General features: G+C 49.1%; 14 protein-coding genes. 7 read left to right on the top strand and 7 right to left on the bottom strand.

Going from position 1 to position 13646, the window contains the following annotated elements; genetic code table 11:
- Positions 1-28 precede the first annotated feature (28 nt).
- Positions 29-415 (top strand): carboxymuconolactone decarboxylase family protein, encoded by a 387-nt coding sequence (locus tag ACO0K2_RS04755; RefSeq protein WP_423016303.1) that lies wholly within the window; start codon positions 29-31, stop codon positions 413-415.
- A gap of 83 nt (positions 416-498) precedes the next feature.
- Here ACO0K2_RS04755 and ACO0K2_RS04750 read toward each other — a convergent pair whose 3' ends face one another.
- The 3 genes from ACO0K2_RS04750 to ACO0K2_RS04740 all read right to left on the bottom strand — a co-directional run bounded on the left by ACO0K2_RS04750 (position 499) and on the right by ACO0K2_RS04740 (position 4741).
- Positions 499-1209: a riboflavin synthase subunit alpha gene (locus ACO0K2_RS04750; RefSeq protein ID WP_423016301.1), complete on the bottom strand. Its 711-nt coding sequence runs from the start codon at positions 1207-1209 to the stop codon at positions 499-501.
- A 143-nt stretch (positions 1210-1352) separates the two neighbouring features.
- Positions 1353-3362, bottom strand: coding sequence for a sensor histidine kinase (locus tag ACO0K2_RS04745; protein WP_423016299.1), 2010 nt, complete (start codon positions 3360-3362; stop codon positions 1353-1355).
- A gap of 398 nt (positions 3363-3760) precedes the next feature.
- The gene (locus ACO0K2_RS04740; protein ID WP_423016297.1) at positions 3761-4741 is read right to left on the bottom strand and encodes a LysR family transcriptional regulator; all 981 of its coding nucleotides are present in this window, start codon (positions 4739-4741) and stop codon (positions 3761-3763) included.
- Positions 4742-4877: 136 nt separating this feature from the next.
- On the opposite strand from ACO0K2_RS04740, the gene ACO0K2_RS04735 reads away from it, so the two are divergent.
- Both ACO0K2_RS04735 and ACO0K2_RS04730 read left to right on the top strand, forming a co-directional pair.
- On the top strand, positions 4878-5195 hold the full coding sequence (locus ACO0K2_RS04735) for a hypothetical protein (RefSeq protein ID WP_423016295.1): 318 nt from the start codon (positions 4878-4880) through the stop codon (positions 5193-5195).
- A gap of 55 nt (positions 5196-5250) precedes the next feature.
- A complete protein-coding gene (locus ACO0K2_RS04730) occupies positions 5251-5631 on the top strand; it encodes a DUF2798 domain-containing protein (protein WP_423016293.1) in 381 nt (126 codons plus the stop codon).
- A gap of 103 nt (positions 5632-5734) precedes the next feature.
- On the opposite strand, the gene ACO0K2_RS04725 is transcribed toward ACO0K2_RS04730, so the two are convergent.
- Positions 5735-7585, bottom strand: a complete 1851-nt coding sequence (locus ACO0K2_RS04725; RefSeq protein WP_423016291.1) for a phosphoenolpyruvate carboxykinase (GTP) — start codon at positions 7583-7585, stop codon at positions 5735-5737.
- 351 nt (positions 7586-7936) lie between these two features.
- Here ACO0K2_RS04725 and ACO0K2_RS04720 point away from each other — a divergent pair, with 351 nt between their 5' ends.
- Positions 7937-8911 (top strand): D-2-hydroxyacid dehydrogenase family protein, encoded by a 975-nt coding sequence (locus ACO0K2_RS04720; RefSeq protein WP_423016289.1) that lies wholly within the window; start codon positions 7937-7939, stop codon positions 8909-8911.
- Positions 8912-8952: 41 nt separating this feature from the next.
- Here the strand turns inward: ACO0K2_RS04720 and ACO0K2_RS04715 are convergent, their stop codons facing one another.
- Positions 8953-9492 carry a GNAT family N-acetyltransferase gene (locus ACO0K2_RS04715; RefSeq protein WP_423016287.1) on the bottom strand — a complete coding sequence of 180 codons (540 nt, stop codon included), beginning with the start codon at positions 9490-9492 and terminating at the stop codon, positions 8953-8955.
- 246 nt (positions 9493-9738) lie between these two features.
- Here ACO0K2_RS04715 and ACO0K2_RS04710 point away from each other — a divergent pair, with 246 nt between their 5' ends.
- Entirely contained in the window at positions 9739-10221 is a 483-nt protein-coding gene (locus ACO0K2_RS04710) for a peroxiredoxin family protein (protein WP_423016285.1), read from the top strand.
- A 10-nt stretch (positions 10222-10231) separates the two neighbouring features.
- Here the strand turns inward: ACO0K2_RS04710 and ACO0K2_RS04705 are convergent, their stop codons facing one another.
- Positions 10232-11008: an L-asparaginase gene (locus ACO0K2_RS04705; RefSeq protein ID WP_423016283.1), complete on the bottom strand. Its 777-nt coding sequence runs from the start codon at positions 11006-11008 to the stop codon at positions 10232-10234.
- Positions 11009-11118: 110 nt separating this feature from the next.
- Here ACO0K2_RS04705 and ACO0K2_RS04700 point away from each other — a divergent pair, with 110 nt between their 5' ends.
- Together ACO0K2_RS04700 and ACO0K2_RS04695 are read left to right on the top strand one after the other, a co-directional pair.
- Positions 11119-11604, top strand: coding sequence for an asparaginase domain-containing protein (locus tag ACO0K2_RS04700; protein ID WP_423016281.1), 486 nt, complete (start codon positions 11119-11121; stop codon positions 11602-11604).
- Between the two features lie 9 nt (positions 11605-11613).
- Positions 11614-12108, top strand: a complete 495-nt coding sequence (locus ACO0K2_RS04695; RefSeq protein WP_423016279.1) for a hypothetical protein — start codon at positions 11614-11616, stop codon at positions 12106-12108.
- 69 nt (positions 12109-12177) lie between these two features.
- On the opposite strand, the gene alaC is transcribed toward ACO0K2_RS04695, so the two are convergent.
- Positions 12178-13428, bottom strand: coding sequence for an alanine transaminase (gene alaC / locus ACO0K2_RS04690; protein WP_423016277.1), 1251 nt, complete (start codon positions 13426-13428; stop codon positions 12178-12180).
- Positions 13429-13646: the final 218 nt, after the last annotated feature.

The raw sequence follows: 13646 nt of genomic DNA, 5'->3' as shown, positions 1-13646 counted from the left end.
TTAAAATCTTTATTAAATCAAATGACAAATGGACAAACAATTTAACGATGGTTTGCAAATAAGGCAACAAGTCATGGGCGAGGCTTTTGTGACAAAAGCCTTTAGTAACGTTGATGCATTTACTGGCCCTTTGCAGGAATTTGTGACACGCAACGCGTGGGGAACCGTGTGGTGCCGTGGCGAACTCGATTTAAAGACGCGCAGTTTGATTACGATTTCGATGCTGACCGCTTTAGGTCGATCACACGAAATCAAAGGTCACGTTCGCGGTGCGATCAACAATGGCGCGACGATGAAAGAAATACAGGAGGTCTTACTGCACGCGAGTGTGTACTGCGGTATGCCGCTCGCTATTGATGCATTCCGCTCAGCACACGAAGTGTTGCTTGAGATGGGAAAAGTGACGGACGAATAAAGACACAAGGTTGGGTGACCAACGATGCATCAGGACAAAGGTGGTGTGCTTATGTCCTGATGCTGCCTCATTATTGCCAAGCGTTATTTTTTGCTTGTTGATTGGAGGAGTTCAACGAGATTTTCAGTGGAACTGCCTTGTTGCTTGAGTAGCGATTCTAGCGCAGGAAGCAGCGGTCCTAAGGTGTCGCTGAGCATTGTTCGTACCGTATCGACAATCACTTGTGTTGTCCGTTCGATTTCAATATTCAACGCATCACCAACCGCTTTTTGAGCAAAGACCGTCATACGCAATGTTTCAGGGATAAGCCAGACTTCAAACCAGCTTTCTTCACGGTTCACCTCGGCGATCGTCAGACTGGCACCGTTAATGGCGATGTAGCCTTTCGCGAAGATATAACGCAGCCATTCTGGTGGTACGGCAACACGGATCACATAATTGTTTTCTAAGACGCGGATAGCGCCAACGTGCGCCGTAAAATCGACATGACCTGAAAGAGGATGCCCGCCGATTTCAGCACCATCCTTTGCTGCTCGTTCAACATTAATCGCGCCATCGACGTGATAGCTCCCCAACGTTGTAATCGCCAGACTTTGCTGCATGACATCAAAGTCAGCGGCATGGTCACCATGCAGTTGCGTCACCGTCAGACACACACCATCAACGGCAACACTGGCGCCGATCTCCAAATTTTTTGCAAAACCTTCAGGAAAAGCAATATGAAATGTGCGTAAGCCTGGTTTGTCGGTGATCTTTGCAATCCGCGCGACGCCTTGAACGATGCCTGTAAACATAAGTAAATGATATCAATGAAGAGAGGAATGGATAAGAATCTTGCTTCTGAATCTTGCTTCTTTATGGTGATTGTAAATCGAATTGCGATTGTCGATGTGCAGTGATGCTCATTGGCACCCCTAACCATGCGCGGGACCGACGATTATGCCGCTTGAGCAATGGTTTTTTGGGCGGCGGCGCTATGATCGAGCGGCAGTTCAACGATAAAGCTCGCGCCCTCACCAATGTGGCTATGACAGTGCACAGCACCGTCCTGCGCTTCAGTCAATTTTTTTACGATCGATAAACCAAGGCCGCTGGAGTGTTCGCCAGCGGTAGGTACCGCTGATAATTTTGAAAATTTGGTGAACAGAAATTGCTGATCGTTTTCGGATAAGCCTGGCCCTTGATCGCGCACCTCAAATCGCCCCTTTTCCTGATCGCGGCTCACGGTCAACCAAATGAATTTTCCTGCAGGTGAAAATTTGATGGCATTCGAAATGAGATTATCCAATACTCGGGTCATGGCATTCATGTCAGCAGTGACGATGACATCACTTTCGCATTGAATGATCGCGGTGAGATCTTTTGCTTTGAGCATCTCTTCGTATTGCAATGAAATCTCGTTTAACAGTTTGCTGAGATTGACCGATTGCTTTTGCAATTTGACATCGCCACTTTCCATCGCGTTCATATCGAGTAAGTTGGTGACGATGTGCATCATCCTTTTTCCGCTCGCATTAATGCGACCCAGATAATTTTGTTGTTCGTCTTTGGGAATGCGATGATACAGGTTGAGTAGCAGCTCGCTCATCCCGATCATGCTCGTGAGCGGGCTTTTTAAATCGTGGACGGCGATACTCAAAAAGTCGTTTTTTTCTTTGTCTGATTTTTCTAAGCGTTGAATTAATTGTTGCAGTTCTGCCGTGCGCAATCTCACTTTGGCATCGAGCTCATATTCTGCACGCTGTGACAGTTTCAGTAATTCTTTTTGCGCGAGATCTCGCTCCCGTTGCATTAAGCGAATCTTGTAGGCTTGTGCTAGCGCCAGCAGAATCACCTCAACGGCTGAGCCGATTTGAAAGCCAAAATCCGTCGCCCAGTTTGAATCCAGTACACCCAAATTACGCAGAGGCACGAGCACAACGCCGACGAGCCATACTCCAGAGGCAACCGAAACAATATAGCCCGGTGCGTACCCACGCCGAGCAACCATCAGCGAGACCGGCAGATATAGACTAATTTGAAGAAGTCCCAGAATCTGCGCCGCTGTTGCGACATGGGGCTGAAATCCGACCAGCATACTACCCAACACCAACACAGATGCCAGTTGTAGCAGCCTAAACGCGAGATACATTCTAGGTAGACGAGATTTCAGCTTTAAAAAACTGCACATGAATAAGGACGACGTCAACACCATGCATTGCGGTGTGATGGAAGGTAGTAGATCAACCAGCCACGGCCAATCTGGCGCCAGGTACATTGCCACATGTCCGTTGACGCTCATCCCGGCCAACAAGGTACTCACAGACAATAACAGGTAATAGCGCATTGACACATCGCGATAGCTGATCATCAACAACCCGTTATAGAGAATCATTGCCAGCATGATGCCGTAATAGATACCCATGAGGCCCGACACGAAATTAGATGCCACACTAAAAGTGAGAGGATTGAATAGATTCGCTTTAAAAAATAAGGTACTACTGGTTTGCAGACGGAAATACAGCGTGTGCGTTTGGGTATCGTCAACAAAAAGTTGGAATGATGGATAGTGATGGTGTATTTCTTGGTGACTAAACGGAAGATGGTCTCCGGCTGCATGAGTTTCTACACCGCCATGACTATCTATTAGGTATAAGCGAATATCATCCAACATGGGCGGCGTCATTTCGATGACCCAATGTCGTGAGGTCGTTGCGTCGGACCGACGAATCGTCATTTTTAGCCAATAGACAGAACGTGTGTAACCGGCATTGAGATTGCCGTGCAAAGGCATAAATTGTTGTTGCAAAGAAGCTTGCGTGATGTCTTGGAGTGTCCGTTGTCCGGTCGTGTCTTCAAACACCTCTAATTGTGATTCGAGGGAGATATGTTGCGTGTCTGGGTGTAATTCGAGGGCAGCCGCCTGCGCTGTCATTCCCTTTAACAAGATAAATGACACAGTGAGCATGCAGAAAAGCCAGCGCCGCAACAATAAAAAGACCATTATTTTGTAGAAATGAGAACGAAGTCCGCCAATAAAACGGGCAAAAATAGGGCAAAGACTTTGCACCACCTTGCTTGACCGCGATTTTTTCAACCAGCTTAATGCGTACCTGAATGGACGGGTACTCCTGGCCTTACGCTCACTCACCAGGCTATTGTTGTCTGAAACTGAAGGCTTGACGCATTGTCTTCGGATGCGAAGATAATTGTCAACAACTGTTAAATATTGATGAAGAGGTTATCAATATTCTTTTCTCGAGGCAATAAGGGGAATATAAATATTTGTAACAACAGGATACACTTCGACACAAACCAAGTCTGTGTCGATCGTGCGTTGTTTGAGTGAGGTAGGGCTAGACGGGGTTAGTCTTCGTGACCAATTTCTGCGTCACGTTCCAATTCGGGGACTAAATTGGAATGGGTCATGTTCATGAGGTTATCGCGTAACCAGACGTGGGCAGGATTGCGGCTATCGCGTTCATGCCACAACATGTCGACATGCACTTCAGGTGTATCAAAGGGTAATTCTTTCCACACTAAGGCTTCGGTCATTCCTGTTGCGGAGATCAAATGGCGTGGTAGCACGGTTAATAAATCAGAATGTGCCACTACCCGTCCTGCAGTAAAAAACTGATTAATCGTTAGCAAAATACGGCGCTCACGTCCCATTTTCGCCAAGACCTCATCAATCAGGCCGTGGGCACGTCCAGAAAAACTGACCAACAGATGGTTGGCTGCACAATAGTTATCCAATGTCAGCGGAGAATGGGCCAATGGATGTCCCTGCCGCATAACGCAGACATAGTGACCTGTGTATAAGCGTTCGTGCCGAATTGCACTGTTGCCCGCAGCCTGTCCACCCGACAGTTGCGCCACCACGCCTGGGAAAAAACCGACAGCGATATCGATATCACCGCGTAGCAGCATCGGTCTTGGTTCACGGGTCGTCAGTGGCACCATCCGCACATTGATCCCAGGCGCTTCGGTTTGGATTGATCCCACCAGTGTTGGCATCCAGAGCGCTGCTGTGGCGTCGGCCATCGCCATCCTAAACGTCATTTGCGCCTTGGATACATCAAAATTACCAGGTGCCATTGCTGTTTCTAATTTAGCGAGCGCCTCGCGCACCGTCGGCCATAGCAATTCGGCTCGGGGTGTCGGTTTTACCCCGTAAGCCGTACGGATCAATAATTCATCGTCCAGTGAATAACGTAATCGCTTTAAGGCATTCGACACTGCTGGTTGCGTCATCGCGAGTTTATCTGCGGCCCGCGTGAGGTTTTGTTCCACCATCACTGCGTCAAATACCCGTAATAAATTGAGATCCAGTGTCAAAAAATTCATATTACTTGTCCCCGTTTATATTATTAAAAGCAATTATTCACAAACAGTATATTAATTATAGGAAATAGAAATTAGAAGTATATGTTGCGATGCAATAAAATGCTTCCATCAGACAAAATATACCGTAGAGATCATCATGAGCTTCCTCACAATTGCATTCCCAGCTACCAGCGCTATTCCGATGGCTGAAGTTGCTATCAGTTCTATCATGGCATCCATTCGCCCCCTGCTTGGTTTGGGCCTGTTTGCTTCCTTGTTCGTCGTATTTAAGCCGCTGTTGTCCGGTGTTGCCCAGGCGTTAAAGCTTGTTGTTGCACCAAAGAAAACACGCGAAGAAAAAACAGCACTGCGTCACCTGCGTAATTCTTTGGCAATTCGTCGCATTGCTAACGACCTTGATCGTAGCTCGCCAAACATGGCAGCAGAGCTCCGCGCGTTAGCAGCACGCGGCTGATTGCAAGATTTACCGAATAACCAGGCAAACCGTCATCCCATTTCAGGATTTTGCAATGCAGCATTTGCCAGTGTACAGCGATAAACACACTTCTGCGCAACCTGCGCTGAAATATCGCACATCGCCTCCTCTACTGGCAGGCTCGCGCAGCCTCGCTTCGATGCTGCCGAGTCTTCTCAGCACAGGCGTGGCCACGCTCTTGTTTAGCGCCCTTCTACGACTGCTGTGGATTGGTTTCACCAACGACTTTTTTGCTGCGTGGATGGAAGCCTGGCTCACAACATGGCCAATCGCATTCCCGATGGTCTACATCAGCAAGCGACTCTATCGTTCGCTCACGAAGGTGCACCAAACACGTCAGCAGCAGTCGACGACACATCATCGTGACGCAAAAAGCATGCCATCATCTGCGATGCACGCACCTTATTCTCGTTGAGATCAAAAGACGAATGAAAAAAACGCGCTCTTGAAAGCGCGTTTTTTTTGGGTCATCAAAAAGCGCGAACACGTCGCGCTTTTTGTGGGGATGTAGATACCTCTTAGGCTGACAAGCGTTTTTCTAAGGCAACGCGTGTCGCTTCCAGTTCTGGTGGCAGGTGGTACGCGAGTTTCTCGAACAACTCGGTATGCAGTGCCAACTCCGTTTGCCATGCGGCTTTGTCGATGGATGTGATTGTGGTGAACTGTTCTTGCGTGAAATTCAAGCCATCCCAGTTCAAGTCACCAAAACTTGGCGTCACACCAAAAACGTTTTCAACGCCGTTTGCCTTGCCTTCGATACGGTCGAGCATCCACTTCAGAACACGCATGTTATCGCCGAAACCAGGCCAAACAAATTTGCCGTTTTCATCAGTACGGAACCAGTTCACACAGAAAATCGCTGGCAGTGTCGCGCCGGTTGCTTCGATTTTCTTGCCCATGTCGAGCCAATGTTGGAAGTAGTCACTCATGTTGTAACCCATGAATGGCAACATCGCAAATGGATCACGACGGACAACGCCTTGTTGACCCACCGCTGCTGCTGTCGTTTCAGAGCCCATGGTCGCTGCCATGTAGACGCCTTCGACCCAGTTGCGTGCTTCGGTGACCAGCGGTACGGTGGTCGAACGACGGCCGCCGAAAATAAATGCCGAAATCGGCACGCCAGCTGGATCATCCCAGGCGGCATCAATGACAGGATTTTGTGTCGCTGCTACCGTGAAACGCGCGTTGGGATGCGCGGCTTTACGGCCGGTTTCTTTCGCGATTTCTGGTGTCCAGTCTTTTCCTTGCCAATCGATCAGGTGTGCTGGCGCTTCTTTGCTCATGCCTTCCCACCATACATCGCCATCGTCGGTCAAACCAACGTTCGTGAAGATCGTGTTCGCAGTCAAAGATGACATGCAATTCGAGTTGGTGGCCGTGTTGGTACCTGGTGCCACGCCAAAGTAACCTGCTTCTGGGTTGATCGCATACAAGCGACCATCTGCACCAGGTTTGATCCAAGCGATATCGTCACCAATGGTCGTGACTTTCCAGCCTTTGATCGCTGGAATCAGCATTGCAAAGTTCGTTTTGCCACAAGCAGATGGGAAAGCGGCTGCCACGTAATGTTTTTTGCCTTCTGGAGATTCAACGCCTAGGATGAGCATGTGCTCAGCCAGCCAGCCTTGATCACGTCCCATGGTTGATGCGATACGCAGAGCGAAGCATTTTTTACCGAGCAATGCATTGCCGCCGTAGCCAGAGCCAAAGGACCAAATTTCACGGCTTTCTGGGTAATGCACAATGTATTTGGTGCTATTGCATGGCCATGCAACGTCTGCCTGACCTGCTGCCAATGGCGCGCCAACAGTGTGAACGCAAGGAACGAAGTCACCGTCTGTACCGAGGACGTCATACACTGCTTTGCCCATACGGGTCATGATACGCATGTTGACTGCTACGTAAGGCGAGTCGGACAATTCCACGCCGATATGGGCGATTGGTGAGCCTAAAGGACCCATCGAGAATGGTACGACGTACATTGTACGACCTTGCATACAACCGTCAAACAACGGGTTGAGCGTTGCACGCATCTCTGCAGGTGCCATCCAGTTGTTGGTAGGACCGGCATCTTCTTTCTTTTCAGAGCAGATGTAAGTACGGTCTTCAACACGCGCCACGTCGCTTGGGTCGGAACACGCCAGATAGCTGTTTGGGCGTTTGGCTTCGTTGAGTTTTTTCATGGTGCCAGCGGCAACCATTTGTGCGCATAAGCGGTCGTACTCTTCTTGGGTGCCATCGCACCAGACGATGTTGGCGGGTTTGGTCAATGCCGCAATTTCTGCGATCCAATTGATCAGTTTCTGGTGTTTCACGTAAGCGGGTGCGTTCACTGCAGCCACGCCTTGCATGATTGGTTGATTCATACTGCCTCCAATGCCATTTCAATAAAAAAACCGGTGTAGCGGCACGGCAGGATCGTCGTTCTCATGTTGCAGGATTGCGAGCTCAGGGGAAAAATCCCGGCTCAAGCAAGGCGTACACCATCGCGGCGGTTCTGTCGGATAATAGGAAACGAGGATGATGATCCCGATTCCAGCTAGCGTTTGCCATTTGAGGTAGGGGCGGCAAACGGAAGAATCAAAAAGCTACTTAAAAGATAATTGTACACGCGAGTTGTGCTTACGGCTAATTTTGCATCAAATTTATTAACATAGTAATACTAAATATGAAAGTGAAACAGTTTCATCTGTTCACAGAGACTGAGGAAAGTTTTCATGAAAATTGCGATTTTGGACGACTACCAAGATGTCGTGCGCCAACTGGACTGCTTCCAGCTACTCAAAGACCATGAGGTTAAAGTCTTTCATAACCGCGCCATCGGCGTGGGTCAGCTTGCCATTCGACTTGCCCAGTTTGATGCACTGGTATTGATTCGTGAACGCACCAAGTTGACGCGACAGTTGTTGCAGCGATTGCCGAACTTAAAACTGATTTCGCAGACCGGAAAAGTGTCAGGCAATATCGATGTCGAAACGACAAAAGAATTGGGCATCGCTATCGCGGAAGGTATTGGTGATCCCACAGCACCCGCCGAACTCACGTGGGCGCTGATCATGGCCGCATCACGTCGGCTGACTAACTATGCCAGTTTGTTACAGCAAGGGACGTGGCAGGCATCGTCGATTCGCCCGCCACACAACCAGCTAGGTCGGGTACTCAAAAAACGTACCTTGGGGATATGGGGGTATGGCAAGATCGGCAAACTCGTCGCTGGTTATGGCAAGGCCTTTGGCATGCACGTGGTGGTGTGGGGGCGTGAGGCGAGTCTGGCGCAAGCCGTTGCGGATGGCTACCAAGCGGCCTCCTCAAAAGAGGCCTTTTTTGCTGAAGCGGATGTTATTTCCATGCATCTGCGCTTAAATGACGCCACGCGCGGCATTGTAAAGCAGTCGGATCTCGAAACGATGAAAGCGGACGCGTTGTTCGTCAATACGAGCCGCGCTGAGTTGGTGGAGCCAGAGGCACTTCTCAAGGCGCTTGACGGTGGACGTCCTGGGTTTGCAGCCATCGATGTTTTCGAGTCAGAGCCCGTTACACCAGACCATCCTTTACTGCGCCGTGAAAACGTGCTGGCGACGCCGCACCTGGGCTATGTCGAAAAAGACAGTTATGAGCTGTATTTTTCAGTCGCGTTTCAGAATATTCTCGACTTCGCACAGGGCACGCCAAAGAACATCCTTGGGGGGTGATTCGACGGTGCTGTGCTTGTGGCATGTGGATAAGTCAAATGCTATCCACATGCCAACATCACATCGTTCGCATGCGCCTGACCGCCCAACATAAAATCGACGCTTCCTGTTTTGAGATAACCGAGGTGTGCATAAAACGCTTTGGCACGATGATTTTGCGCATTCACCTTGAGCCAAAGGCGACTGTCATGCTGTTGACGTGCCCAGTGCTGAGCTGCTTCGATTAAGGTACGCCCCACACCCTGACCGATAAAGTGCGCCTGTACATAGAGTGTCGCGAGTTCAATAGCATGCACACCTTTATCGTCGCCGTTATTGTCATACGTCGAGGAACGATTAATCACGGCAAAGCCTAGCAGGTTTTCTTTTTCTTCCGCCACGATGACATGCTGATCTGCATCGGCCAATAAGTGCTGAAATGTCGCGGGAGTGAGCTCCGCCAGCACATAATCAGCAATTACCTCAGAAATGCCTGACCACGCATAGGTGTGTAGCCAGACTTGTAATGCGAGAACGGAAAGGCGTTTTGCGTCGCCTGAGCACGCAGGTCGTACAGAGAAGGAGGTCTTTGGTGTGGTCATGAAATTGTGTTTGAGGTGAAATCTGTGGGTAACTATCAACAATGAATCGGGGAAAGATTGTCAGTTTCTTGCAAACAAATCGACATATTCAACAGTTAACGTATGATCGACACGATGCTGTGCTGTTTCGCGATTATTTGTGATTTTCCCCCTTTATGATCACTTTTTCGACAAGGATTAAACATGTTCTATGCAAGACAATGGCGTCGAGTCATGCTGTGTTTGCTGGTACTCAGCGCTGCGAGCGTGAGTTTTTCAACTTATGCACAGCAACCCAACCAAAAGCATGATGCTGCTCCCTTGCCAGTCATGGTGCTGAAGGGCATTGATGATAATGGGAAACCCATCGCCTTGAGTGATTATGCCGGCAAGACAGTACTGGTGAGCTTTTTTACCGCTGCTTGTAACCTGTGCACCCATGATCTCAAGCTTATGCGAGAATTTTATGTCAATAATGCTAAACACAATTTTGTGTTGTTAGCCGTAAATATCGACCCACAAAAACAGGATTTTGATGGGTATTCACAATTAGTGAAACTCACCACCCCTAAAGAGCAGCGTTTTCCGATGTTATGGCGGAACAATCCGAGTCACAACGATAATTTCGGCCAGATTGTAACAAAGCCAACCCATTTTGTGTTTAACCCAAAAGGTCAACTATTGCTCAAGCGTGAAGGTACGTTTTTGCCAAGCGATTGGGATAACTTGTGGGAATCGCTCGGAACGTGACATGCAGCAATTAGAATTCGAGTGGCAATGACCATGCGTTAGGAATAACGTCATGTCTCACCACAGCGCGTTGCTGATAATGCAGCGCGCGGCTCTCTGGGCTCCAAGTTTGCTCCCAGCCCGGTGGATAACGCAGTGTCATATCCACAGGTACCGTTTGCCGTTGCCGCACCCCAATCACCGGTAAATACAACGGTAACGGGCTTGTCGGACTATCTGCCCCTAAACTGTAGGCAAAATCAGGCAATAGCTTGTCGCACACATCGGCAAACCACGCGGTATGGTCCTCGTCTTTTCCGAGCGCCTGCGCCAGACCCGCAGGATCGAATTGCGCAAGGGCATGAATGAGTTCTTCCGTGCTTGCTCCAGGCGCGTCACCCCAGCCCATGACTGGATTGACGTTGTAATCAGCGCCCGAACCATACCAACCCTCACGACAAGGTCGCGCCATCCAGTTACGCGTGCCTGTGAATAACTGCCATCGCCAATGCAATCCCGATGGTTTGGGCCATGTGTATAAGTACAGTTTTTGATAACCGGCGGCGTGGAGCGCCCGCACCATTGCCATCAGACGAGCGTGGGGCATCCGCTCTGGGGGATGGCGACGAAATAAAATCGGTTCTCCGTCGGCATGTTGGATTTCATCCGTGGATAAGTTCAGATCCAGTACCCGTTTTTCATCACCAAAGCGCGCTGCGACCCACCCTGTGAGCAAATTCACAGAGGTCAGGACACCAAAGCCGCGATGGCGATGGAAAATAACGGTTCCTGGAGCGATCACTTTCATGTTGTTGCGATGAGCTAGTGTTTATACGTAACGCGGTAGTGTAGCAGTTTTCAGGATCACGATCGCCGCGTTACAATGCATCTATTCCAACATCCACATATAACTAGATCATGACACTGCGCATCCTCGCCACAGGCGGTACTTTTGATAAACATTACAACGAAATCGAAGGCAAACTGAGTTTTTCAGAGAGCCATTTGCCAGAAGTTATCCAACGCGCACGTTTGACGGTGCCAGTGGAATTGGAAGTCTGTATGCTAATGGATTCCTTGGATATGGATGACAGCCATCGTCAGACCATTTTAGAAGCCTGTCAGCGCTCCCCAGAAAAAGCGATTGTGATTATTCACGGCACCGATACGATGCGTGAAACGGCTGAAGTATTAGGTGCCGCAGCCTTGGGTAAAACCGTGGTCTTTACAGGCGCGATGATTCCGTATGACATTGCGAACTCGGATGCTTTCTTTAATCTTGGCTTTGCCTGTGCTGCTGCACAACTTTTACCAGCAGGCGTTCACGTCGCGATGAATGGAAAAATTTTCCCATGGAACGATGTGCAAAAAAACCGTAGTGCTGGTGTATTTGTGAATAAATAAGGACAACGAATGAGACTGCTGCTCGCGACATTCTTGCTGTGTTTTTCAACGCTGGTTTCTGCAGCAGAAACCCGTTTTGACTCGCTGTATTTCTTTCAGTCAGAACAAACGATGCAAGCCAAAGGCATCACGGTGGATAACCTGGGGCGTTATTCACGCAAATTACAATCGGCGATTTACCGAGCGTTGAAAAATGTGAAGATGCCGCCGAGTTCCGGCTATCTCGTCGTCGCCATTCGAGCCGATGGTGTTGTGACATCTTGGTTGGATATGAAGCCAGCGGTGCACGAGTTTTACGATAATCAAATTTACGATATCGTTCAGAAATTACCAGTGATGGACGTGCAGAGTGGCGTGTTTGTGTTCGCAATCAAAATGTCGATAGACACGCCAGTCTTTACGAAGAAAGCAGTACCGGAGCCTGCTGATTGGGTGGAAGCCAAAAAGAAAATCAGTAACCCGAACGACATTGAACAACTGGTGTTATCGATCTGGCCTGAGTAGTATCAGCGGCTGATACGTCGACATCGATAGGGCGGATCTATTTCATGATCCGCCCTATTTTTTTATGCGCTACACGAGACCATCTTCTTTAAACATGGTCTTGAGCCCACGTAATGCCTGGCGGATACGCGCTTCGTTTTCGATCAACGCAAAGCGCACATACTCGTCACCGTATTCACCAAAACCAATACCCGGAGAAACGCACAGCTTAGCTTTTTCTAACACTTGTTTCGCAAATTCGAGTGAGCCGAGATGACGATAATGTGCAGGAATATGTGCCCAGATATACATCGACGCTTTCGGTTTTTCTACCATCCAGCCTAGCTCATGCAAGCCTTTCACTAACACGTCACGTCGCGCTTGATACGTATCGCGAATCTGATGCACACACCGTTGATCACCCTCCAAGGCGGCAATCGCCGCGACTTGTACAGGGGTAAAACTGCCGTAATCGTGATAGCTTTTTATGCGCGCTAAGGCAGCGACCAATTCTTTGTTACCAACCATAAACCCAATGCGCCACCCTGCCATGTTGTAGCTCTTGGACATGGTAAAAAATTCGACAGCGACATCGCGCGCGCCCTCGACTTGCATGATCGATGGTGCGGTCCAACCGTCGTACACGATGTCAGCATAAGCCAGATCATGGACCACTAAAATCTTATGTTCTTTCGCGAGCTTCACGACCCGTTCAAAAAAATCGAGCTCAACACACTGCGCTGTCGGATTGGAAGGAAAACCAAAAATCATCATCTTCGGTTTCGGATAGGTCTCACGTATCGCGCGTTCCAATTCTGCAAAAAAATCCACGCCGGGACTCATCCGAATCGAGCGGATATCTGCACCCGCAATGACCGCACCATAAATATGAATGGGATAGCTTGGATTAGGAACGAGCACGGTGTCGCCTTTATCCAGCGTCGCTAACATCAAGTGCGCCAAACCTTCTTTGGAACCAATCGTGACGATTGCCTCGTGATCTGGATTGATATCAACGGCATAGCGATCTTTGTACCAACGTGAAATGGCGCGTCGTAATCGCGGGATCCCCTTCGAGGCAGAATAGCCGTGGGTGTCAGGACGTTGCGCAACTTCTACGAGTTTATCCACAATGTGTTTTGGCGTCGCCCCATCGGGGTTACCCATCGACATGTCGATAATATCTTCACCGCGACGGCGTGCAGCCATCTTCAGCTCAGCAGTGATATTGAAAACGTAAGGGGGAAGGCGATTGATACGCGCGAAGGAAAAGTCAGGTTGGGACGTCACATTGTCCTCGCCTGCTAAACCCCGGCCCGGCGGAGTTAATGGTGTTGTCATGATCAAATTGTCTCAAAAAACGTTACGCCCAGAACCGTCTGAGCGACGCGTCCTTGTCAGTGACGACAAAGACGATTTGATTGTAAGGCGCATACTTTGATCATGACAAGCACTTTATTTGTATAAAAACAAAAAAGAAACGCAACACCATTCCCCAACACACTGACGTAAAGATGCGTCCTGCGCTATCCTATCGCCGCGATAAACAATGATGTGTT

The organism is Undibacterium sp. MH2W, from assembly GCF_049340215.1.
GTDB lineage: Bacteria > Pseudomonadota > Gammaproteobacteria > Burkholderiales > Burkholderiaceae_D > Undibacterium.
The sequence above is the reverse complement of the archived record's forward strand: the minus strand, read 5'-3'. Positions and strand labels throughout refer to the sequence as shown.

Excerpts from the sequence above, each read along its gene's own strand:
- ACO0K2_RS04755 (WP_423016303.1), top strand. The coding sequence starts at position 29 with ATGGACAAACAATTTAACGATGGTTTGCAAATAAGGCAACAAGTCATG.
- ACO0K2_RS04750 (WP_423016301.1), bottom strand. The coding sequence starts at position 1,209 with ATGTTTACAGGCATCGTTCAAGGCGTCGCGCGGATTGCAAAGATCACC.
- ACO0K2_RS04745 (WP_423016299.1), bottom strand. The coding sequence starts at position 3,362 with ATGCTCACTGTGTCATTTATCTTGTTAAAGGGAATGACAGCGCAGGCG.
- ACO0K2_RS04740 (WP_423016297.1), bottom strand. The coding sequence starts at position 4,741 with ATGAATTTTTTGACACTGGATCTCAATTTATTACGGGTATTTGACGCA.
- ACO0K2_RS04735 (WP_423016295.1), top strand. The coding sequence starts at position 4,878 with ATGAGCTTCCTCACAATTGCATTCCCAGCTACCAGCGCTATTCCGATG.
- ACO0K2_RS04730 (WP_423016293.1), top strand. The coding sequence starts at position 5,251 with ATGCAGCATTTGCCAGTGTACAGCGATAAACACACTTCTGCGCAACCT.
- ACO0K2_RS04725 (WP_423016291.1), bottom strand. The coding sequence starts at position 7,585 with ATGAATCAACCAATCATGCAAGGCGTGGCTGCAGTGAACGCACCCGCT.
- ACO0K2_RS04720 (WP_423016289.1), top strand. The coding sequence starts at position 7,937 with ATGAAAATTGCGATTTTGGACGACTACCAAGATGTCGTGCGCCAACTG.
- ACO0K2_RS04715 (WP_423016287.1), bottom strand. The coding sequence starts at position 9,492 with ATGACCACACCAAAGACCTCCTTCTCTGTACGACCTGCGTGCTCAGGC.
- ACO0K2_RS04705 (WP_423016283.1), bottom strand. The coding sequence starts at position 11,008 with ATGAAAGTGATCGCTCCAGGAACCGTTATTTTCCATCGCCATCGCGGC.
- ACO0K2_RS04700 (WP_423016281.1), top strand. The coding sequence starts at position 11,119 with ATGACACTGCGCATCCTCGCCACAGGCGGTACTTTTGATAAACATTAC.
- ACO0K2_RS04695 (WP_423016279.1), top strand. The coding sequence starts at position 11,614 with ATGAGACTGCTGCTCGCGACATTCTTGCTGTGTTTTTCAACGCTGGTT.
- alaC (WP_423016277.1), bottom strand. The coding sequence starts at position 13,428 with ATGACAACACCATTAACTCCGCCGGGCCGGGGTTTAGCAGGCGAGGAC.